This window comes from Chryseobacterium sp. FG46, assembly GCF_057809135.1.
Genome location: NZ_JBMDJJ010000015.1, coordinates 1 through 23,788, shown reverse-complemented (window position 1 = coordinate 23,788; position 23,788 = coordinate 1). Strand labels below are relative to the sequence as shown.

General features: G+C 34.6%; 19 protein-coding genes and 1 tRNA gene. 3 read left to right on the top strand and 17 right to left on the bottom strand.

All coding sequences use genetic code 11. The features are described from left to right. Position 1: 1 nt before the first annotated feature. The 15 genes from ACODR7_RS12640 to ACODR7_RS12570 form a co-directional block, all read right to left on the bottom strand. Positions 2–862, bottom strand: a complete 861-nt coding sequence (locus ACODR7_RS12640; protein WP_488839476.1) for a DUF4138 domain-containing protein — start codon at positions 860–862, stop codon at positions 2–4. Further along, positions 859–3,216 carry a TraG family conjugative transposon ATPase gene (locus ACODR7_RS12635; protein ID WP_488839474.1) on the bottom strand — a complete coding sequence of 786 codons (2,358 nt, stop codon included), beginning with the start codon at positions 3,214–3,216 and terminating at the stop codon, positions 859–861. The genes ACODR7_RS12640 and ACODR7_RS12635 overlap by 4 nt, the downstream gene beginning before the upstream one ends. Before the next feature lie 54 nt (positions 3,217–3,270). After that, a complete protein-coding gene (traM, locus tag ACODR7_RS12630) occupies positions 3,271–4,431 on the bottom strand; it encodes a conjugative transposon protein TraM (RefSeq protein WP_488839473.1) in 1,161 nt (386 codons plus the stop codon). Between the two features lie 3 nt (positions 4,432–4,434). Continuing rightward, the gene (locus ACODR7_RS12625; RefSeq protein ID WP_488839471.1) at positions 4,435–4,842 is read right to left on the bottom strand and encodes a M23 family metallopeptidase; all 408 of its coding nucleotides are present in this window, start codon (positions 4,840–4,842) and stop codon (positions 4,435–4,437) included. A gap of 139 nt (positions 4,843–4,981) precedes the next feature. Next, positions 4,982–6,940: a type IV secretory system conjugative DNA transfer family protein gene (locus ACODR7_RS12620; RefSeq protein ID WP_488839469.1), complete on the bottom strand. Its 1,959-nt coding sequence runs from the start codon at positions 6,938–6,940 to the stop codon at positions 4,982–4,984. 92 nt (positions 6,941–7,032) lie between these two features. Beyond that, positions 7,033–7,725: a hypothetical protein gene (locus tag ACODR7_RS12615; protein WP_488839467.1), complete on the bottom strand. Its 693-nt coding sequence runs from the start codon at positions 7,723–7,725 to the stop codon at positions 7,033–7,035. 48 nt (positions 7,726–7,773) lie between these two features. After that, the gene (locus ACODR7_RS12610) at positions 7,774–8,034 is read right to left on the bottom strand and encodes a hypothetical protein (RefSeq protein ID WP_488839465.1); all 261 of its coding nucleotides are present in this window, start codon (positions 8,032–8,034) and stop codon (positions 7,774–7,776) included. A 211-nt stretch (positions 8,035–8,245) separates the two neighbouring features. After that, positions 8,246–8,542 carry a hypothetical protein gene (locus tag ACODR7_RS12605; RefSeq protein WP_488839463.1) on the bottom strand — a complete coding sequence of 99 codons (297 nt, stop codon included), beginning with the start codon at positions 8,540–8,542 and terminating at the stop codon, positions 8,246–8,248. A 215-nt stretch (positions 8,543–8,757) separates the two neighbouring features. After that, positions 8,758–9,063, bottom strand: a complete 306-nt coding sequence (locus ACODR7_RS12600; RefSeq protein WP_488839461.1) for a hypothetical protein — start codon at positions 9,061–9,063, stop codon at positions 8,758–8,760. A gap of 360 nt (positions 9,064–9,423) precedes the next feature. After that, positions 9,424–10,416, bottom strand: a complete 993-nt coding sequence (locus ACODR7_RS12595) for a hypothetical protein (protein ID WP_488839459.1) — start codon at positions 10,414–10,416, stop codon at positions 9,424–9,426. 645 nt (positions 10,417–11,061) lie between these two features. After that, complete coding sequence (locus tag ACODR7_RS12590; RefSeq protein WP_488839457.1) at positions 11,062–11,976, bottom strand: carbonic anhydrase family protein; 915 nt, start codon at positions 11,974–11,976, stop codon at positions 11,062–11,064. 228 nt (positions 11,977–12,204) lie between these two features. Next, positions 12,205–12,276, bottom strand: a tRNA-Arg gene (locus tag ACODR7_RS12585). Between the two features lie 69 nt (positions 12,277–12,345). Further along, positions 12,346–14,109, bottom strand: coding sequence for a TonB-dependent receptor (locus tag ACODR7_RS12580; RefSeq protein ID WP_488839455.1), 1,764 nt, complete (start codon positions 14,107–14,109; stop codon positions 12,346–12,348). A 35-nt stretch (positions 14,110–14,144) separates the two neighbouring features. Next, positions 14,145–14,636, bottom strand: coding sequence for a hypothetical protein (locus tag ACODR7_RS12575; protein WP_488839453.1), 492 nt, complete (start codon positions 14,634–14,636; stop codon positions 14,145–14,147). A gap of 3 nt (positions 14,637–14,639) precedes the next feature. Next, positions 14,640–17,603: a tetratricopeptide repeat protein gene (locus tag ACODR7_RS12570; RefSeq protein ID WP_488839451.1), complete on the bottom strand. Its 2,964-nt coding sequence runs from the start codon at positions 17,601–17,603 to the stop codon at positions 14,640–14,642. A gap of 257 nt (positions 17,604–17,860) precedes the next feature. On the opposite strand from ACODR7_RS12570, the gene ACODR7_RS12565 reads away from it, so the two are divergent. The 3 genes from ACODR7_RS12565 (at position 17,861) to ACODR7_RS12555 (ending at position 22,390) form a co-directional block, all read left to right on the top strand. Beyond that, positions 17,861–20,101 (top strand): CocE/NonD family hydrolase, encoded by a 2,241-nt coding sequence (locus ACODR7_RS12565; protein ID WP_488839450.1) that lies wholly within the window; start codon positions 17,861–17,863, stop codon positions 20,099–20,101. A 104-nt stretch (positions 20,102–20,205) separates the two neighbouring features. Beyond that, a complete protein-coding gene (locus tag ACODR7_RS12560) occupies positions 20,206–21,888 on the top strand; it encodes an APC family permease (protein ID WP_488839448.1) in 1,683 nt (560 codons plus the stop codon). Between the two features lie 157 nt (positions 21,889–22,045). Beyond that, complete coding sequence (locus ACODR7_RS12555) at positions 22,046–22,390, top strand: Mpo1-like protein (RefSeq protein WP_488839446.1); 345 nt, start codon at positions 22,046–22,048, stop codon at positions 22,388–22,390. 382 nt (positions 22,391–22,772) lie between these two features. Here ACODR7_RS12555 and ACODR7_RS12550 read toward each other — a convergent pair whose 3' ends face one another. Continuing rightward, positions 22,773–23,237, bottom strand: a complete 465-nt coding sequence (locus tag ACODR7_RS12550) for a hypothetical protein (protein ID WP_488839445.1) — start codon at positions 23,235–23,237, stop codon at positions 22,773–22,775. A gap of 24 nt (positions 23,238–23,261) precedes the next feature. Then, a complete protein-coding gene (locus ACODR7_RS12545) occupies positions 23,262–23,717 on the bottom strand; it encodes a lipocalin-like domain-containing protein (protein ID WP_488839443.1) in 456 nt (151 codons plus the stop codon). Positions 23,718–23,788 lie beyond the last annotated feature (71 nt).

The following is a 23,788-nucleotide window of genomic DNA, read 5'->3' as shown; positions in this document are numbered from 1 at the left end:
TTTATATGTATTCCGGAAATAAAAGTTTCTTTCTGGGAATACGGATATTGACACTTCTTCCTCCGGCATATTCACCTACTTCAAGACTCAATATCTCATCTTCGTTTAATGTGAATTTGTCGAAGATGAAGGTAATAACCCTTGTTTCACCCAGTCTAATATTTCGCTGCTCGCCACAGGTTTTTACGGGGGTCAGTATTCTCTCCTGATAGACATAATCTTTTTTTGCAGCATTATTATTCTTAAGTTTTGATCTGAAAAGAATCTGGTCTATATCCAGAGTGATTTTAGAGGTATTATAAATTTCTACGCGTAAGACAATTTTATTCTGAAAGTTTCTGTAATAGATTCCGTTTAAAGTCAGGTTCAATCCATCATTATTATCTTTAATTTTTACGGTAGAAGGAGCACTTTCAGATAGCATACACAATTCCTGAAGATCTTGTGCTGTCCTTTCTTCCTTTTCAATTTTATAGATACTCTCCTTTGCAAAATAATCTATCGTAGTAATGGTTTCAATCGCCTTATAGGTTGTTATATCCGGATTTCTGTTATAGTCCATATCAATAGAATAATAGCTTCCTTTGCCATTAATCACGGTAAGATTCGCCTGCTGGCTCTTTAAGTCCTCCAGCTCTTCACCCGTATGCTTTAATTTGAGCATATTACCAATGGTATCTGCAACGAAATAAGTAGATCCTACATCCACATACTTTATTTTTTCATCAAAAATAATGTGGGTTGTCTTCACATCCGAAACGTCAATGGACTGGCGCTGAGATAAGGGTTCCAATATTTCCTGGGCGAAAGATCCCTGAGAACAGATAAAAAATAGAATAAATAATATAATGTGTTTTTTCATTTCTTTTGAGAATTTAAATCAATAAAATCGTTAATGGCCACAGACATGTTTCCTTTAGCTTCATATATACCCCTGATTACTTTATTTTCATCAGCATTGGAAGAATAGCAAGCATATCTTTCAGGAGATACTTTTACTTTATATACATTAGACATACTTCCTACTTTAACATACACCTCTCCTTTGTCTGTAGAATAAAGTTTTTGAAGATCAGCTTCACTCAATGATAAATATTTGGAAAACTTATCTTTAGATGCCATTTTCTTTTTATGAGAAAGCATAATCAGAGTATCTGTATTATTCACCATAGCAGGCCCGGCAGCAGTATCTAAAATATCTTCCAGATCCTGGGTAGCAATAGCAACTTCTCCATAAAACTTACGAACGGTTTTATACAAATACTTGATAAACTCCGCCATCTCTCCTTTGGAAATAGGCTTCCAGCACTCGTCTATAAATATTGATTTTTTCACTCCGGGAATCTTCTGAATCTTAGTCATCACCAGATTAATACACAACATGGTAACCAAAGGAAACAATGTAGGATGATCTTTGATATTGTCCATTTCGAATACGATAAAACGCTCATGAATCAGGTTGGCAGGTTCTGTTGCATTGAGTATATCTTTATAATGCCCGTCGTAAAAATCTCTAAGGGAGAGTTTAAAGCTGACCTTGTCAAAATAACTTGATTCTTCTTCAACAGCCGAATTTTCCGATATAAACTCATAGAAAGTAGACATGGAAGGAAAAATATCATTATGAATGATATGCTCGTAATAAAGGTCAAGATAGGTGGACAATATTTGTTTTTCTTCTCTTGAAGCTCCCTCTTCTCCTTTCCATAAGAAAAAGATCAATGAAAGGAGAAAGGTTTTCTTATCTATGTTAATTTCATCTTCATCATAGTAATAGAAAGGATTAAACTGTAGAGGAGAGTTTAAGTCATACGTAAAGTAAACCCCTTCTACCAGTTCGCATAGCTTTTTATAAGAGTTTCCAATATCTATCATTACAATATGATGACCCTGCTCATAATACTGACTCGCAATATGATTGATCAAAAATGATTTCCCGGTTCCTGAAGGCCCGAAAATTAATCTGTTTCTGTTCACGATGATTCCTTTTTTAACAGGCTCGTCCCATAAATCAAGACGTAAAGGAGATTCGTTTTTACGGTCACAGAAAAGAATTCCATCTTTATTGCTCTCGTAATAGGACTCAAAATTCAGTAATGAAGAGGTTTGCTCGGAGATACCAATAAATTTATGATTCTCTGAAATATAAGCAGATGCCCCAGGGCAATTGTTCATATATAATTCATTGAGAGCATACTTCACCTGATAAGGCGTAATTCCCAAATCCCTGAAAGCATTTTCCAATAAGTTGACATCATTTTCCAATTTCTTTTGTGAAACATTCCAGACAATTACGCTAAAATGCTGATAAACAAACGTTAACTCCCTTTCCAATACATCTTCTACAAGATCTTCCATCTGAGAATAAGTAACCTGATTTTCTCTTGAAAGTATCGCCATACTTTTAAATTGATTCATCTTGGTCTTAAGGGAAGAAAAAACTTTTTCTGAATCCTCAATAAAAATCACCTGATTGTAGATATGGTTTACATCCAGCCCTGTAGATACCGGCTGTATAAAAGGAATTCTAAAATCAGTCTTGGGTGTAGAATATTCAATACTTTTTATTGTACTATTAATGGTAATAGGAAGTTGATTATTAGAAGATATGGTATACAATTCTGCAAATTTATTTCCTATCTGTAAGTTCTTATCAAAGAACATATCTCTCAGGTTAGTCTCCCCTTCTTTCGAAAGAGACAAATATTTTCCTAAAAGAGTAATAATCTGTTGATTTTTCAACCTTTCTACGGTAAAAAAGCTTTCTTTCGTTAAAAATGAAAGACTCGATTCTACAGCCTTGATAAAATCATCTATTCCATCTAGATATTTATTATATTGGCTGGAATTATTAAGTATACTTACTTTACTTTTGGAGTCCTTTATTATAGTGATATAACACTCATGACTCATTGTCGGCTTTTCATGGAAAAACCTATTATCACTTGCTGCTAAAAAATTAGGGCTGTCTGATACATGCTCTTTGATAGAGTCTACAAAAAACAAATCCTGTTTTTGCAAGATTGTTCCGGCCGGTAAAGATCTGATTACTTTATCAAAAATAACGCTAATCTGCTCAATCTGCTCGCTATCAAGCGAATATATCTGAGGAAGCATAACCTTATAAACCAAGCCAACATCTCCTTTTTTACTAATTAACAAATCATCGTCTACTGCCAATATGTTAAAAGTTGTTTTGATATCTATATCTTTCATAATCTTAGGAAATAATTATTAAACCATTTTACTTCACTTCTCAATAAGAGTATTCTAATTAAAACCAGAGCCATTATTGGAGGACTTTATATTGATCCACAATTGGTATTTTTTAGGTAAAAACACTCTCTTTTTCTCAAATACTTCTTTGCTTATTTCTTTTCCTGCTGATAAAATGGCAAGGTTTCTGGCCTCTTTTAAATCTATCCCGGTATTGGTACCTCCACCCAAAACAGAACCGCCGGCATTTGTTCCTCTTTGAATGGCATAATCAAAGACATCCTGCGATACTGTGGATGGAATTTTCAGCCAGGAATGATTATTCATATGAATACCTTCTCTTCCATCGTAGTCATAAACTCTAAAGTTTAACAGATACAGCACATTATCTTTTTTATAACTTTCAATATCAATACTGATCCGGTCTTCCTTTAGAGATATCCTTCCATAAACAATTGTATTCTTAGGAATTACCAGCCCACCCGGCATATCTGAAAGCCTCATATCTTCTTTTATTCTGATAGGAATAATATTTTTATCTAATATTCTCTTCTGTTCTATAGTTTCTGAAGGAATCAGCTGTAAAATCTTCTTATTACTTCCTCCTGTTGTTCCCTGGAAAAAATTCTTTTGATTACGAGCTTCATTTTTAATTAAATCCTTTTTACTTTCCCTGGTTTTTAAAGTATCCTCTGAATCCGGAGAATTACGAGAGGCCGCTCCTTCCGTTAATCCTGAACGGATCTTATCCTGAAGCTCAAATATTTTGTTCAGACTACTTTCAGAACCAAGATCATAACCGGAACTATTACCAGAACCGGAAGGATAACTTCTTTCCTGTGAAGAAATAGTAGATAAAGCCTTCATATAACGTTCCTGCCTTTTGGCATAATTATTTTCTTCAGTTCTGCTATCAAAGTTCTGAAGCTGTTCCTGCAATAATTTTTCATCTTCAGGAAGCTCTGTATCTATGCCGTACTTTCCATCTTTTGAAAAGTACTTCTTTAAATCCCTCTCATCCTGATTATAAATTTCTAATTTTGATTTTTCTTCAAGCTGTTTCTCATCAACATTAGGAGTTACAATCAACTTGTCATCTGACTCCTTCATTTTTGGGAACAGTATCAGACTCATAATCAAAGTAAGAATACCTAAAGCAGCCACGAAAACGACTCCAATAATGATCTTCTTTTTTTTGTCCAGATTTGCAAACATATTTTATAAACTATTTTTACACATAATATTCAGAAACAATAGAGGGTCAATTCTTTTACCTTCAACTATTATTTCATAATGTAGATGAGGACCCGTAGAATGTCCTGTATTTCCACTTAATCCTATCAACTGTCCGGGTGTTACATATTCACCCTTTCCAACAAATAAGGACATTAAATGTCCATATCTGGTTCTAAAGCCTCCCTGGTTATCAATTAAGATGGTATTTCCATATCCTCTTTCATACTTTGAGCTTAATACAATACCGTAATAGGTAGAAAATACAGCAGTTCCTGTAGGTACAGAAAAATCAACACCCTGATGTTTTTTAAGTATTCTATCAATAGGATGTTTTCTATAACCATAATTGGATGACACAATTTTGCTATAGGAATCCACCGGCGGTATCATCTTTTGTGATTTTAATCTTTGATAAGGAAATATTATAAAGAAAATAAAACATACAGGAAGCATCCTATTTCTTTTACTAAGTACTCTATACATAAGAAGTTACATCATTTTACATTTTCTCAATTACTAAAAATCAATTCTATTGAGTTTCCACCTGTGATGATGGCTCAGTGCCCATATCAGCTTCTTCCTCCTGGGAAATTCTGTATAATTCGTTTTCAATAAGAATATCTACCTCTTTTACAATTCTTTCAAAATTTCCGTTTAAAACCTCATTGATCATTTCTCCTTCTATAATTGTTGGGATCTCCTTCTTTATCTGATCAGTACGCTTCTCTACTTTTATTTTCCCTCTGAAAATCTTTCTGTTAATTTCTTCTCCGAAATTATCGGCAACCACCCCTACAAACTCTCCTTGAGAAAGCTGAGATATAGCAGATACCGGAATTGCATACTCTAAATTCTCATTGATGGAATATGAGTTATTGGTATCAATGGTTACATTTTTTAATTTTTGCTTTTTCTTTCCAAATATTTCCTGAAGCTTACTTGCCGTCTCACTTCTTACTGAGCCACTAAAAATATTACCTACGATATTAAATATTGTTTCAGCTACTTTATCACCATAATCACGCTTCAGCTGTTCAAGATCCTGCATTCCAATGGTTGTAGAAACTTTGTTGGATCTGGCAGTTGCAATCAGGTTATCCAGCCCCATAAAATACATGGTTGGCAACTCATCCAATATGACTGAACAAGGCTGTCTTCCCTGCTGATTAATTTCTTTAAGAAGTTGGGTAACCACAAGCCCTAAAGCAGGAGAATTAGTTGTTTGGGTACTTGGTGAGTTGGCAATAATTAATATGCATGGACTTTCGGGATTATTGATACTTAATGAAATATTCTCTTCAGGAAATACATTATTGCCCATTACCCAAAACAATTCCTTTGTTGCCAACTGAGACAGAGGTATTCTTGCAGATGCTGTCTGACCTGAAAGCTGCTCATAAGCCTGCTTGGCCAAGGCATCTGCAAAAGGAGTCATAAAGAATCTGAGTTCCGAGTATTTACCAAAAACTTTAAACACTTTTTCATCCGGTAAAGAAGCTAAAGATATGGCATGAGGCAGCGTACAAAACTTCCCGTCTTCATAAATTCTCAGGAAATAAATACAGGCAGCGAAATAAGAAATAGCAGACTGAGCGAAGAAGTCTTTTTCAGTAATCCATTCTTTATTCAAATTAAATAAGATGGTTTGTGATGCTTCGATGGCATCTGCTGCTTTCCGAATCAACTGAGGATCCAGAGGATTCACAAAATTAGATTTCTCCAAATCATCTAAAGAAACCACACAAAAACGCGGTTCAATTTTGTATTTCCCTTTATAGTATTCATAAAAAGCAAATGTTTCTTTGGCCAGTGCAGGAAATTTGAAATCATACACCATCATCGAAAACTGCTTTTGAATATGCTGCCGGATATACTCTTCAACCACAGAGTAGGACTTTCCCGATCCCGGAGTACCCAAAACCATAGTGGCTCTAAAGGGATTCACCACATTAATCACTCCATTTTCTGTTTTAAAATTTACAGAATAAGGATTTTTCTTAACTACCTTCTCTTGTTCAAAGATTTGATTTTTATCATTAAACTCATCCTTCTTATCATAAAAATTGAAGAATTTTCTCAATTTTAAAAAACCAACGATATAAATAATATAAGAAACAAAAGATATGATTGTATAAGATATAATCTCAATCCTCACCACGGATATGCTTAAGAAAATGATAAGAGATGATCCTACTATCACAACATTCCTCATAAAAGAAGAATTTTCTCCTACTTCTCTCTTAACTTCAAAACCAAAGCAACAAAAGGTAACAATAGCAAGACTTAAAGTTCGCAGTAATAAAGGATTCTTAATGAATGGGAAGATTCCAAATAACTTTATGATGAATATATTGATATATTCGTTACCCAATTCTTTCTCAGCTACATAACTATATTTGGAATAATAAATATCTACTAAAACCAATAGTATACTTATTAAAAAGGAAAATATAATTAAAATATCTAAAGAATATTTATCATTTTTCATTATACACAAATTATAACAGAATCCCGTTATTGAAATTCCCGATTATTATCAATACTTAGCAATCTAAAAGGATTTTAAAACACTATATCGTATCAATTTTCCTCAGCCCTCTGAGAACCTTCTGTTTCCTCTTGTCTACTATTACCAGCATCCTGAGCGGAAGTATCTTCAAACCCTTCACTTTTGAATAGATAATTTTCAACAAGTAAACCATGAGGATTATTTTCCGTTCTTGCCACGTTATATACATCAAATGAAGCATAGAACAGGTTTTTTGTACTCACGTTCTGATCAACTCTGGAGACATTGAGTTTTCCGTAAACAGATGCGTGATAAGGATATTGTTTATCATTAACTTTTATAGAATCTATATCTAGTTTTTGAACCAGATTTTGAGATTGTATTCTCGCAAAATGCCCGTTTGCTTTAAGAGACAAGTACAATTGCTTTCCAGAGTTTCCAATCAGATAGAGAGCCTCATTGATATTCTTATCATAACTAAATTGATCATATCCATAAAATAATCTGTGAAGCACTTTAATATGATTCTTAATCTCAGGCAGTCTATAATTTTCATAGTCCTGATCATTATTCATAGAGTTTGCAATGGCAGCCTGCCCTTTTTCAGTGATAACATATATCTTTTTAGTAAAAACCTTACTTACATACACCGCCCAGACTGAACTGGAAACGATAGCTATTAGTGTAATAAAAAAGCTGAGAAATAATGCTTTTTTAACTAAAGAATAAGTAGAAGGAATCTCACGTAATTTTTTTAAATCCATTGTTTTTTAAATATTGATAATTTATGATACAGATAACTGAAAAGCATTCTATCTGAATATTTTAACTTTAAAAGAAGCTTTTCTACAATTTTCACATAAGGGATATTGATTTTCATCTTTGTTTTCTGATATAGCAGCAATATTAGCCACCTTAACATTCTGGTCTCCTTTACACCTTACACACAACAGTTTATTGCTATTCAATAAGTTAGTATTAGTTGTTAATGCATTATTTCCAACTTTTGCTGAAGCCAGCTTCACTCTTTCTTCTTCACTATTCGAAGGTTCAAGAAAAGATTTAAATTCCATAATTAAATTAAAGACGTTCTTAATGGGCATACTATTAGAATACATGCCAAACAAAATTTTAGGAAAAAATTGCAAAAAGATGATATTGGATAATTTTATGCTTTATTCAATATTCCTGCAGAGGTAGAGAGTGTTGATTTTAGATTTAAGCTATACCTGTTAAGGAATCTATAGCTTAAATCTAACAATACTAATTAAAGAGCTATAGACTCTAGATGAATACATTAGCAATAACATCAACCAGACCAAAAATGGCTAAACCTATTACAAAACGGACAAAATTCTTTTGAGCCTGTTCGTTACCCTGCATATACTGAACAAATATTAGAAAAGCACCCACCACTGCAAAAGCAGTAACTCCTGCATTCAATGACGTTTTAAGAGTGGTTGTCCATCCGGTAATTTTCGTTTCAATTGTTCCTCCACCTCCTGCTTGAGAATATAATAAACTACCCATTGGTAATAATAATGCAATTAAATTCCTTCTATTAAATTTCAAATTTTTCATTTCTACTCTATTTTAAAACTAAATTTTAATTTTTGTTTGTTTATGTTTATTTGTAACTGGAATATTTGTTGAAAAAGCAGTATCCTATTTTTGTTACCATCATGCCGCAGAATTATGACAGTCTGCCAAAAATCTTTTGATAACTGAGCCATGGGATTTAAGCCAGACAATTCAACTGATATCAATTAAAAAACTGAAAATGATTCAGTTATTCCTTAAACCTCCTTTTTGTCTTTTGAATTTATATTAATCAAATTTTCTAATTTCTCATCAAATCTGATACATTGTACTCCCATCTTAAAATCAAAAAAAAACTCTTTAAATTCACCTTTTCTAGGGTATTTTTTTATGATGTATAAATACAGTATGGGAATTACTAAAAATACTAATGATAACAGTACTTTTTTAAATACAATAAAAAGAAACAACATTAAACATATAACAACTATCATAGCGGTAATTACGGGATAACCAAAGACTAAAGGTGTTCTTTCTAACGTTTTTGGGGTTTTATATTCCATACAAGTGTTTTTATTTTACTTGAAAAAGTTCTTTACATTACAAAAAATTCACTTTAGAGACCTATTTTGATCCTAAAGGATGGGCAGGCCGATGACAAAACATACACTATTTTTCTCAGCCTGCTCATTACCCTAACCTATATTGAGTGAATACTAAAGGGCTTTAAAATTGCAAAACTTTTCAGACTAAGCAAGGACAGATTTATCTCACAACTTCTGTCCATCCGGCTTTTTACTGTCCTGCTGTGAATCCTTTGAGTGTACAGCAAATTAATGATCATATAGAAATACTATTTTTAATTCCAGAAGTACCTTATCTATAGTACATTTTTGCTTGTGCCTTTATTGATTAAATATCTTTTAACGCATTTTGGGTGATTTAGGAGGAAGTGCAGGAGCAACGTTAGCCTCGGCTTTAACAGCTCTAGGAGAGAGTTTTGGTAATCTAGGAGGAAGCCTTGGTGCTACTTCAGGTTTATTCTGAGTTTCTGTGAACTTTGAAAGGTCATTTTTACTTGATCTAAATTCACTTGCATTTGCATATATACCTTGATTCACATTTGCATATACATCATCTACATATGATGCGTTTTCCTTATTACGTTGCTTAGATATTGCCGCTTGCTGCTCAAGCGCTTTTTCTATCGCATTATTAAGCTTTTCCATAAGTTCCTTATCAAGACCTTTCGTTGCTAACATCCCGATACTATTCGGATTTTTACTTTTGGTAAATACTTCAATATTTTCCTTACTATCATCAACAAAAATATTTTTAACATCAATCAACCCTTCAATACTTGCTCTTTGTGCTCTTTCATATTTTTGTATTTCTTTATTCTTATCCTGAGCCATTTTAAGCTTATTTTCCTTGGGAGTACCATTACTAGCAATAGGAACAACAATCATGGGAATATCGTTTAAATGCGTTAAGCCCTTTATTTGATTTATTGCATTAATTGCACCCGGAAACATGGAGGCTGTTAATATAGCAACATCAACACCTTGATCTTTACGTTCTTTAACAAGTTTATTCAGACTCTGTCCTTCAAAAAAATCAAATGTGTGTTCAGGTTTTGCAGGTTTTCCTTCTGCTTTAAGTTTTTCATTTGTTTCTTTAGCATCACTTTGAGCCTTCTTCAATGCGAGCTGTACTGCATACTTAGAAGTTGGTGTAAGAGGGGCTTCACCCTTAAGCTCCTTTATTAACTGATCTTTTGTTAATTTCGGCTCAACTTTTTGTAATTCATGAAGAATGTCATCAGATTTATAAAAATATTTCATCATAGTATTATGAAGATGGCCATCGAATTGTGTGTTATCGAAGTCTAAAAAGACATTTGTTTTTGTTTTCATTTTTTATACTTATTTTTTAAAACTAGTTATTAATATTATTGCGATCTATAAGACTCTGGAACCCAGACAAAAAAAATACTCAATATGTTTAAAATCAACGTTTTACATCATTCAAAACAGAAAAGAAAATATACTTATACAATACAAGCCTGAAGAAACAACAGAGACTAACTTCTTTATTGAAAATATCAATTTAAAAACAGCTCCAAATAAGTCTATTTTAAGAGGATCATTATTGCACAAAAATGTAATAAAAACATCCTTATTGCTTAACTATTAATTATTTACAAAATTAGATGTTTTAATAATTCACAAAAAATTAATACTGTAAGAATAGCCAGCCAGGCATGTAGTTTTTATTTGTGTTGATAAGCTGAAAAAAAATTACATTATATATAATAAATATCCTTAAGAGTCAAGATATTTTTTTACATCCCAATATTCTGGCACGCCACAACATTCAACATAGTGTGAGCAATTTTTAATAAAAATTGCTATTATTTTAGATTGATTACGAGATGAAAAATCAATAATCTGAATATTTTAGGAACTCGAGTATAAACAACAATTAAGATTGTATTGTTGATATTAACTGAATATATCGCATATAAAGTATATTTTGATAAATAAACAGTATGACTATTCTTATTTTACCAACTGTAATGTTCCGTCTGAAGGACTATACAATGTCCCAACAATTTTTATCTTTCCATTATCCTCCATTTCCTTAAGGATCGGACTTTTTTTTCGTATGTCGTTGAGGGCTATTCTAACATTATTTTCAGAAACGAACTTTACAAACTCATTATTTTTTGAGTTTTTCATTCCTGTATAGCTCAGACTTATATTCACCGCTGGTCTTATTTTGTAAAGTGTCGCTGTAATATTGCCTAGCTTAACATTGTCAATTGCTCCTTTTACAGCTCCGCAATGCTGATGTCCCATTACTATTACAAGTTTGGCACCTGCTACTACACAAGCTAATTCAATACTTCCCAATAAATCTTCATCTACAAAATTTCCAGCTACTCTTCCCTCAAAAATATCTCCCAAACCCTGATCAAAAATATCCTCCACGGGAATACGATTATCTGAACAACTTATAACCGCAGCTTTAGGAAACCGGCCCGTTACAAGCTTTCTTGAATGTTTTGTATGATCTCTCATCGTTACAATTTCATTCTGGAATCTTTTATTTCCCTCTATAAAATCTTTCAGAACTGCTTCACCGGTCAATTTATCCTGCTGTTCTTTTGTCATTACCTTAAAAGAGTTCTTTGATTGGTTTTCTTTATTTTCTGCTTTTTTGCACGAAACCGCCAATCCACATACTAACAGGCTTAATAAAATCATTTTATTCCAATTAGTATTACGGTTATCAAATTCCGATTGCAACCTTGCTGTCATTCCCAATTCCGTAGGACATACAGGAGTAAAATCTGTGGGATGAGAAAATAAAATTCCCCATGAATTCCCAAGATGATTATAGAAATCTATTATTTTACCAACAGACGAATCGGCTTGAAAATTTGGAGCAATACCACCTAATTTAATTGACATAATTGTTTTTATTTTAATTGATCATATTACTTCTATCCCAAAGTAAGTTCTGTAAATGTTTTATTATTGTTTTGAATTATTTGCAAAATTATTTATAAACTGATGGATTAAATAATGTGGCTCGTAAACATTACACTATAACAATGTAAATATTAATTGCAGGAATGAACAAAAACGCTAAAAATAAAAGGACAAGGCATAAAAAAAGCTCCTAAAAAAGGAGCTTTGTGACCGCAGAAGGATTCGAACCCTCACTGTCGGAGCCGAAATCCGAAGTTCTATCCATTAAACTATGCAGCCGTATTTATCAGTAACGAATGATAAGTAATGAGTAATACGGATTACTTATCATTCATTGTTTTGTATATTTTAGAAAGTAATTTTCACGCCTCCCAGAATCTGTGCACCCAGGACTTTATAGCCTTTGTACGTCTGGTATTTTGAGCTCAGAAGATTATTTCCGAGTGCGAAAATACTGAAATTTTTGTGAATTTTATACTCTGCGGAAAGATTTAAATCAGCATAACCACCAACTTTATCGTTTGTATTCTCTGTAGACTGGAAGATTACATTAGGAGCACCTACCCCCTCGATTGCATAAGAGTTTGTAGTTCTGTCACTTGCAAAGATTCCTTTGAATCCAAGCAATAATTTCTTGTCAAGCATCGTATATTTTGCTCCGATGCTCGCATTGAACAAAGGAACGTTATAAATATTGTCGTAAGTCTTCAGATCGTACTTTGTGAACCTTAATTCTCCATCGATAATAAGATTGGCCAATGGGAAATACTGTACACTTCCTTTGATATCGCTTACATTACCGTCATCATAAACCGCAGAGAATGTATTGGCGAAATTGTACGCAGAACGATTAACAGAATTGTTATCAAAAAGACCGTTAGCCTTAAAGAACATAATATCTCTCATTTTTCCGTACCCTGCAGAGAAGTCATATTTCAGCGTTTCATCAATGTCCCCTCTCAATCCTACATAAAAATGATATTTCGTCTCTGTAGGCTTTAAAAACTGGTCAGAAAGAATAAATGGGTTGGTCTGTAACATATCTCCATACGTATTCAGCTTCAGACCACCGTCTACCCCTCCATAGAATTTAAATTCATTAGCTGCAGCAAACTGAAATTCTGCCTGTGGAAACCAGTAGGTTTTATTGTTTTTCACTTGTTCCATCTGATCGTTGGAATTCTTAGCATTCAGGAAAGAGAATGAAGAACCCAGCATCAAATAAGAGTCTCCTTTTCTGAACGTCACTTTCGGAGTCAGATTAGTATTGAAGAAATTGGAAGAGTTTTTATCTCTGATGGCAAAGTCTGTCTTCACAGCATCTAGCCCTACTCCCAGATCAGCATTCAGATTGATTCCAGATTTTCCTAATTCAACAGCATGCTTGGAGAAGTTAGCAAGAATGGAAACCTGGTTTTCCGAAGCATCAAAATGATCTTTCAGGAATGATGATTTTACTCTTACATCATTTAAGATTTCATTGGAGTAAAAATCATAGTACCCGTTTACTTTAAACTGATTGACCTTTTGCTTCAGATCAAGCTCCCCGGTAGGCTGCATGGCATAAATTCCATAGTAATTATAGCTGTCTAAGCCATATTCAGCATTAAGGTTGAACTTCCCCTTTTCTCCGTAAGAGTTTAAGAAAGCACCAACATTGGCTGAAGTCTGCCCGGATTTCCAATCGTAATCTTTTTTAAGACCATTGGTGGAAAGAAAGTGAACATCTGCTCCTACTTCAAGCTTATTTTCAAGGGTTTTTGAAACATTTCCGTCTACCAGAACTTTCCCGTAATTACCCATTCCGAACTGGAAATAGTTATTCTGAGCGGTTCCGTCAAATTTTGGAGCTACATCTTCTCCCTGAATGGTTGATGTTTTGAAGTCTGAAACAGCAGGAACATCCGTGATGGTATATTTCACAGGAGTCTGCGATTTCTCTTCCGGCGGATAATTTTTGATGGTTTCCACAGAAGTCTTCTTCTTCTCGATCTTCTTCACTTCCGGTTCTCTCTTTTTGTTAAGAACCAGTTTTTCCTCCTTGATCTGGGAAAACGCCACTGACGAAATTCCTAAAAATAATATGGATAATATTTGAATCTTCTTGTTCATATTTTCTTTATTTGAAAAAAATATATAACGGGTCTTTATTTATTGGAAGCCATATAACTTCCTAATAAAGCTTTGCCCGACTGTTTTGAAAAAGTTCTCCCCAGTCTGAATATATTAAACAGCCAAAGGCTTTGATAAACTTGTAATTTGTATTGATAATTTTTCGTTGTATTGTTCTCAGCAACATCATAACTGTAGGAAATAGTATACGGAAATCCCGAAGGCAGTAATCCGACTGTGAGCATACTTCCAATCATTGGGTTTCCACAAGGAGGAGTATAGGTTTTCATCGGGTGCAGTGTTATTTTAGCTGCATAACTGCTGTCTTCTACAATTTCATAAATGTCGGAATGTTTTAAAATTTTAAATTCTTCCTCAAGATCCTTGTTCACCACAAAAGCTTTTTGCTTTTTGAAATCAGCTTTTGCATGGTTATACTCCCTGGGATATGCAATATACGATGGAATGCAGCTCCAGAGAGAAGTAGAAATCAAAAAAGAATATAGGGCAATTTTAAACACCTTCATGTATTATTTCTTAATCAGTTTTTTAACTTCTTTAGCTTCTGCTACGATCTCAGGGAAATCTTTGTAGTTCGCAATGATCTGATCACAGGTATAACTTGCCTGATAGTTATCCTTCAGGCCAATATAGTTTTTCGCCATCAATACAAGGGCTTTTGCTCCCCAGAATTCTTCCGAAGCATAGTTATTGGCAAGCTTGAAGATCGTTTCATTAGAAGACTTAAATGCTTTTCCTTTGTTCTGATAATAGGCTTTAGCATACAAAGCTTCCGCCGCTACCGAAGTATTGGATGATTTTTCAAGAGAAGCATAAGCTGCCTGGGCATCTTTATCTTTTCCTGAGTTCATCAGACTTCTTGCTTTGATTACTTTCGCAGTTTCAATAACGGCTGCTGAATTTTTAGAATTGGAGATCACCGCATTGGCTAATTTTTCAGCTTCAGAGAAATTATTTTCTTGTGCGTACAGTTTCATCAGCTCAACATTCGCATAGTTTTTAATGCTGATGTTGGAAGAGTTTTTAATGCCTTCAAGGTACTTTTTCGCTTCCGCAGTATTACCTTGTGCAATAAAGATCTGAGCTAAACGAGTTTGTGCATCATCCTGGTAATCATTTTGAATTCCAGCCACTTCCTGAAGAACAAGTAAAGCTTTGGTTGAATTGTTAGTCTGATAGTAACTTTCTCCCAATTCATATTTAGCCTGATATAATCCTTCACCTGTTGGATTCTGTGTCAGATACTTTTCGTAGTAAGAAATGGCATTTTTATAATCTTTCTTAGCAAACAACTGCTTACCTGTAGATAAGTTGATCTCATCAATTTCAGCAGCATCTACATTTACCCCCATATTTCTTGCGAAAGTTTCATATCCTGAAACATCTCCGTTTTTCGTGAAGATCGGTTTGACAGCCTGCACCACTTTCTCGGCATAGGCTGTATTTTTATACTGCTCACCCAGAGATTTAAGTTCAGAAAGTGCTTTATCATTCTGATTCTGATCGATGTAATTCTGCGCTCTGTAGATAGAAGCATTCGCAATCAGATCTTTGTCAGAAGAACCTTTAATTACTTTTCCGAAATAATCATTGGAATTGGCAAAATCATCCTGAGCTGCATATGCTGTTCCTATTTCGTATTGAGCATCATCATAATATTCGGAATCCGGATATTTGGATAAAAGATTTTTAAGGTTAGTAATCTTCGCCTGAGTGTCTCCTTTGAATCCTAAAGCCATCGCTTTCTGGTACAAAGTATAATCCGTAGCATCTTCATTTTTATCATAGATGGCAATGGCTTCGTTCAGATCATTGTTGGCATAATGGATGTCTGCAAGACGAAGTTCTGCATCGTTTTTAAACTCCGGTTTCGGATTGGCAAGATACTGTTTGAAATAAGTAGCAGCCTGATCAAATTTCTTGGATTTGAAATAGGCATATCCCAAATCGTAAGGAAGCTGCTGTTTTTCAGGGAAATTTTCAGTAAGAAGCTTTTCGTAACGAACAATGGCGGAAGGGTAATTTCCTTTCTGGTAATATACCTGTGCCAGCCAGTATAAAGCTCTGCTGTTGAATTCTTTATTGATATTAAAACCAAGACTTCTTAAGAAATATTTCTCAGCTTCATCATAATTTCCTTTGTTGAACTCTTCGGTTCCCAATAAATAAGAAACCTCCTGGTCTACTTTGTTGATCTCAGGAGTTGAACTCTGCAGCCTGTCAATCGCATTCAGCGTTTCTTTATAGTTTCCGGAATACAGATAAGATTTCACCAATAATGATCTCATTTCTGCAGCATTGGCTCCGTTCTGATTTTCGTTGATATAACTTTGGATTACCGCCGAAGGACTTTCAAACGGGTTACCGATATCGTAACTTAATTTAGCGTACTGCTCATGAGCCAGTTTTTTCACTTTCGCATCATAATCCATCTGATAAGAAGAACGGAATGCAGAAAGCGCTTCCTGCTTTTTATCTACAGCCAGATAAGCATTTCCTAACTGGTAGTAAGCATTTTGAGCTAAAGCAGAGTTGCTGTTCAGAAGCTGGTTGTAATAAGAAACCGCTTCATCATATTTTTTCAGCTGTGCTGCCACAAATCCCATCTCATACAAATCGTTTTCAGAAGGATTCTGCTGTACGCTCAGATAATCTTTTAAATGTGGATAGGCAGAAGTATAATCATTCTTCATGAAATAACTCTCCCCGATGATCTTATGAACTTCTGCTTTATAAGAATCTGAAATATTTTCGTTTAACAAAGCATTTCCTTCCGTGATCGCCTGGTCGTAATTCTGATCATTATAATACATCTGCACATAATAAGGGCGTACCAGTTTGGAGAACTTATCCTGATCTTTGATAGAATCAAAATACTGGAAAGCTTTATCACTTTGTCTGTTGCTGTAATATAAATGCCCCAACATATAAGCAATATCTCCTTTTTGAGATTGATCTGCTGTTTTATAAGCTTCTTCAAGGGCATCAGTAGCTCCTTTAGAATCACCTGTCATAAATTTTGCATATCCAAGCTTCAGAATATACTGGGTATTTTCCTCTTTTGAAAGCTGATACTGATTCACTTTTTTCAGGGTTTCCAACGCTTTGTCAAAGTCTTTTTTTGCTAAATAATAATCAGCCAGCGGAAGATTAGCCTGAGCAAAATAAGCAGAATTAGGATATTCTTTCATGAAAGCCGTTAATCCTTCTTCAGCATGATTTTTCTGAAGAATCACACCAATCACATTATCAAAAAACTGCGCAGCTTCCTTTTTTGAACGGGACAAATTCTGATTGTAGAAATATTGTCTTGCATATTCGTATTGGGAAGCATTGTATATTTTGGTCTGATAAAGATTTTCGGCTAGATTGAACCTGTAATTTTCTTTCTGGGTAAAATATTGAGACTGTTGAGCATCGGAGATTCCGAAATAAATTACAGCAGCCGCTAAAAGTATTTTTTTTGATTTCATTCTTCTTGATATAAGAAAATTAGTCTAAATAAGTTAACGAAAATATTAAAAACTTATTGTTTAAGCAAGTTTTAACAGCGTTAATGGATGTTAATACTTATTTCATAACAATGAAAATTTTCTCACTATACAATGATAAAATTTACTACTTTCGTTTGATAAAATGTAAACAATTTTAATAAACAGTTATCAAAAACATACGTTAATTTGATACTTTTTCAAAAGCAGCTAAAAACATACCATAAACACACCATCTCATGAAATTTAAGATTCTTTTAGCATTAATTTTTGTAAACCTTCTGCAGGCACAAAAATTTTACTTCCCAAAGACAGCTGTAAATGACTCTCTTATATTGGAAAAGCAGATACCCGTACTTGCCCGGCAAGTGATTCCCCAACTTCAGTCCGCAAAGTATAAACCTGAAAATACGGTTGACCTTATGGATAATCTTTTCCGTTTGCAGATGGTCGCTCAGGATTATAAAAATTCACTGGTTTCTCTATCTGAAAATCGTAATCTCTTCGCAGATCATAATATGGGAGACTACAGATATATCGGATTTGAACTGTACAGCCTTTCGAACATGGAACAAAAAGAAAGTAACATTTCTTTTTCCAATGCACTAAAAAAAGTATTCAACCAAAAATATGAAAGCCTTCCGGAAAAATTAATTCCCAGACTCGGGCCTGCTCTTGATGGAGATGTAAGAGAATCCAGAAAGCAGCTGAAAAAAATACTTGACAAACAAAAAGACAAAGACAGTATTGATTACAGGACTGCCCTTGCTCTGTGCAAAAGTTATTTAAGCTATAAAACCTATTCGGGAATTAAACCTCGGGTGATGCAGCTGCTGGCGTCAAAAGACAGAGAAAGATTCATTATTGAAACCAGAGACCTTACTATAAAAAATGGAAATACCTTAACGATCACTATTATTCGGAAAAAAGAAAATACTTCTCCACTTCCTGTTATTCTCACCAATAATATCTATGCCGGTCCGTTTGATGAATTCTTTGGAAAGAGAGCCGCTGCTTATAATTACGTAGGAGCTGTTGTTAATACCCGAGGTAAGAGAAACAGCAATAATGTGAACAATCCCTTTGAGCATGAATCACAGGATATCTATGAAGTAATCGACTGGGTAAGCAAACAACCCTGGTGCAATGGAAAAGTCGGAATGATCGGTGGAAGTTATTTGGGTTTCAGCCAATGGGCAGCCGTAAAAAAACTTCATCCGGCATTAAAAACAATCGTTCCTCAGGTTGCTGTAGGAATCGGGATTGATTATCCTGCGCAGAATAATATTTTTATGAGCTATATGCTGCAATGGATTCAGTATGTAACCAATAATAAGTTTACCGATGAAGCGGATTTTACCAATGCTGTAAAATGGGATTCTATTTATACAAAATGGTACAAAAGCGGAAAAGCATTCAGATCTTTGGATACAATAAGCGGAAAACCTAGCAAAATATTCCAGCGATGGCTGGATCATCCGGGATACGATGAGTACTGGCAGAAAATGGTTCCCTACAAAGAGGATTTTTCTAAAATCAATATTCCTATCCTGACAACGACAGGATATTATGATGATGATCAGATTGGTGCACTGTATTATTTTAAACAACACCATCAGTACAATAAAAATGCAGATCATTATCTGGTAATAGGTCCATACAATCACGGAGGAGCCCAAAGCTTCGGATTTACTTACGTGAATGGTAAGCCTATTGATCCGGTGGCCCGAATAAATATTGATGACCTTGCTTTCTCCTGGTTTGATTATATCCTTAAAGGAGGTAAAAAACCGGAAATTTTAAAAGACAGAATCAATTTTCAGGTGATGAACACGAATACATGGAAACATGCGGGTGATCTTGATAAAATGCATAATTCTTCTTTGAAATTCTACCTTCAGGACAAAAAAAATACATCTTCAGTGTTTAATAAACCGGAAACCAGAAATTTCACCAATCAAATTGTTGACTTTAAAAACAGAGATCAGAAAGACACTTACTATACAGTCAGCAAAAAAGACAGTATAAAAATGACCAATTCCATTGCTTTTGAAAGTGAAATTCTTGACAAGGATATGATCATCAGCGGAAATCTGTCCGGCGTATTGAATGTTTCCATCAATAAAAAAGATTTTGATACGGATACTTATCTGTACCAGATTCAGCCGGATGGGAAGTCTTCCTTACTATCCACTCATATTGTGAGAGCCAGCTATGCGAAGAACAATGAAAAACGACAGCTCCTTGAACCGAATAAAACGGAACAGATTCCCATTAACAATTCGTATTTTATGAGTAGAAAGATAGAAAAAGGAAGCAAGCTGCTATTATTAGTTGGGGTTAATAAAAGTCCCAACTGGCAGATCAATTATGGTTCCGGTAAAGATGTAAGTGATGAAACGATAAAGGATTCCGGTGATCCTCTTGAGATAAAATGGTACAATGACAGCTATGTGGAAATCCCTGTTTATAAAGACTAAAGCTTTTTGTTTGAGTATTTTTACCCAAATGTTCTTAACAACTGTTAACATCAAAATAAAAAATCATTACATTTGCTTTTTTTCAAATCAAATATAGTTATTGAATGAGTCAACTTTTTAGAAGAAAAATCTATTCAGATACAGATACTTCAACGGGGCTTTTAAGAGTCTTGGGTGTATGGGACATTGTATTTTTTGGTATTGCGGCTATTATAGGAGCTGGGAGTTTCAGCAGTTTGGGAGAAGCCGTTTTCAGAGGTGGTCCCGGTGTTATCTTACTATATTTGATTTGCGGTTTTGCCTGTGGATTTACCGCTTTATGCTACGCTGAATTTGCCAGCAGGATTCCTACTGCAGGTTCTGCCTACACGTATGCTTATGCCAGTTTTGGAGAACTGATTGCCTGGGTAATCGGATGGGCTCTGATCATGGAATATTCTTTCGGGAATATTTACGTAGCCTTTTCGTGGTCGGATTATTTTACGAGTTTCTTAGGACGTCTCGGAATGCATATTCCTGATTATCTGACCTGCAGCTATACTGAAGCAAGGAAAGCCGTTCAATATGGTTCAGAAAACAAAGAACTCTTAAATGCATGGAAGACAGCACCATTGATTGGAAGTTTGAAATTCATTGTAGATATTCCGGCATTGGTTATTAACGGTTTAATCACATGGCTTTGTTATGTAGGAGTAAAAGAAAGTAAAAACTTCAACAACTCTCTGGTTATCTTAAAGCTTGGAGTCATTCTACTGGTTATTCTGGTTGGTTTTGCTTATATCAATACTGAAAACTGGACACCGGTAAGCCCAACAACCGGAACACCATCCTTCATGCCGAATGGTTTTGCCGGAGTAATGAGCGCCGTATCCGGAGTATTCTTCGCCTATATCGGATTTGATGCTTTAAGTGTACTTTCTGAAGAGACGAAAGACCCGCAGAAGACCTTACCAAAGGGAATGATCATTTCTCTTGTACTGTGTACGGTGATCTATATCGCTTTGACGTTGGTATTAACAGGGATGGTAGATTACAAGAAATTTGATGGTGTAGGAGATCCTCTTTCATTCATATTTGAAAAAACAAATGCCAATGTAGCCTGGATGGAGCTTGTGGTTTCGTTCGTTGCCATTGTAGCTATTACAACCGTATTATTGGTTTTCCAGATGGGACAGCCGAGAATCTGGTACGCTATGAGCCGTGACGGACTGATGCCTGCAAGATTCCAAAAGGTACATCCAAAGTATAAAACGCCATCATACGCAACTATTGTTACGGGGATTGTGGTAGGTATTCCTATCCTGTTTACAGATAAAACTTTTATCCTTGATTTTACAAGTATCGGAACTATTTTCGCCTTTGTACTGGTATGCGCGGGAGTACTTTTACTTCCTGCCAAGGAAAAAATCAAAGGCAGATTTCACCTTCCTTATGTGAATGGTAAAATTATTTTCCCGGTTATTTTCATCGGTGGCTTACTGGCTTTCCACAAATGGCAGCCGGAGTTTTTTGACAATCTAATGAACTGGTCAGATCCTAATGAAGGAGAATTCAGAGCTTCTATTTTCTTCTTTATTATCATCAACCTGATTCTATGTGTTGTAGCTTTTATCAAGAATTTATCATTAATTCCATTGATTGGATTAAGTTCATGTCTCTACCTTCTTACAGGAATGAGCCACGAGAACTGGTTCTGGTTTGGAATGTGGTTCCTGATCGGTATGGTTATTTATTTCTGCTACGGATACAAAAACAGCAAGCTTGGAAAAGAGCTAAAGAAGAGTTAAATAAGCAATAAACAAAATTGCGAAAAGGCAAAATGGCAGAAAGGTTACTCTGATGGAGAAACTGATTTGCGATTTTGCCTTTTTTATTTTTTTACCCTCTGATAAAAATCGGCAAAATTATTGCTTTAGCTTCATAAGAACCCATAAACTAACCACCATGGCTGAAAGAATCAAAACATACAGAGAGTTTTACCAGTTTTATCTTACTGAACACAGTAAAACAGGTACCCGCATATTTCATTTTATCGGAACGTTTCTCGTATTTTTCGTTATATGGTATGTCATCAGTTCCGGAAAAGAAAGATTTCTTTGGTATATCCCGATTGTAGGCTATGGATTTGCCTGGTTCAGTCATGCTGTGATTGAGAGAAACAAACCGGCTACTTTTAAATATCCTTTATGGTCTTTAATTTCGGACTTCAGACTGTTTTTTGAACTATTAATCGGGAAGCAGAAATTCTTTACCTTCAATAACCAGCCTCAAAAACAGGAACAGCCTTAAAGTTTTTTGTTCTTCTTTTTAGTTTTGGAAAACGCAGAGCCACGAGAACATTTCGATTTGCTCAATGTGAGATTTTCAGCAAGCGATACGGTATTATTTTTCTCGCATATGATGGAGATTTCGCAGATTTTTTTTAATAATATCTGCCTGGTTTTCAAGAACTGTAAAGGATATTAAACCTAAAGTTTAGATTCCTTGCTCTGCCCGGAATGACAAAAATGCTGGTGAAAATGTCTGTGTCATTTTTAAAGAAGTACAATTTTATCAGAGATAAAATCTTTGTGTCTTAAAAGCATATAGTTTGTAAAATTCTTGCACCATTGCGTTTTCCAACTAGCAGCTTGAATAATATTGAGATTACTTCACCTTCGGTTCGCAATGATTATAATTCAGTGGGATTTTGATTATTTGTATGCAGCCTCTTCCCTATTAAATATCCCAATGAAGGCAAGATAAATGATAATATGACAGGCATTATTAATGACAAACCCGATCCCTCAAGAATAACCGTTAGAGGAAAAAGATAACCGTTATAAACAATAAGTGCCAATGTAAAAAGAAAACTATCACTGTTACTTGTAGAAAGAATATTAAAATCGTTTCCAAACTGATCAAACAAACCGGAAAAAACGAATAAGAACACATTCACAAAAAACATCCACAGAACGGTTCTGTAGATCATCCTTTTCTTTGCATTCAGATATCCGCCGAAGATCAGAAAGAGAGATAAAGTTCCGGAAACAGCATAATCCATTCCTGATACATCAACTTCACTACCCGTTCTTCCAAAGAAATACATGGCATACAATATCAGATTCACGAGATAGATAACCGTTACATAATTCATACATCAAAAATTTTACGTTTATAATCAATATTGTTTTTCAAGAATATCATAGTGAACCGTGTTGGCTATTTTTTCAGCGAAAGCATCTCCATTTACTTTTTTCTGTTCAGGAATATAGCTGGAAAAGGTTATCGTATGATCTTTATTCATTGTTACTTCCACTTCTTCAAGGATATTTTTATCATCTACATAAAACTGGATTCTGTTTTCTACAATCCTCCAAAAAGAAAGCCTCGGTTCTGAAGGCCTGCAATCGCCAGATTTTCCTTCTATATAGTTATAAATAGCAAAACCATCTTCCCTGATCGCATAATTCCTCATTAAACGGCAGTTATCAAATTCTTTTACCACTTTCTTTTGATCTTCATAAAATCCGGCTTCCTTCAGTTTCCAGAATCCTGTAACATTCTCTTGGGTTAACTTTTGAGCACTGACAAGAGAAACAGCTATAAAAGGAGCAAGAAAAAATATCTTATGCATAATGAAATTTGTGCTTTTTGATTGTAAATGAATAATGAAGGTTTCGGGTTTTGGGGGGGGGGGGGGGGGGG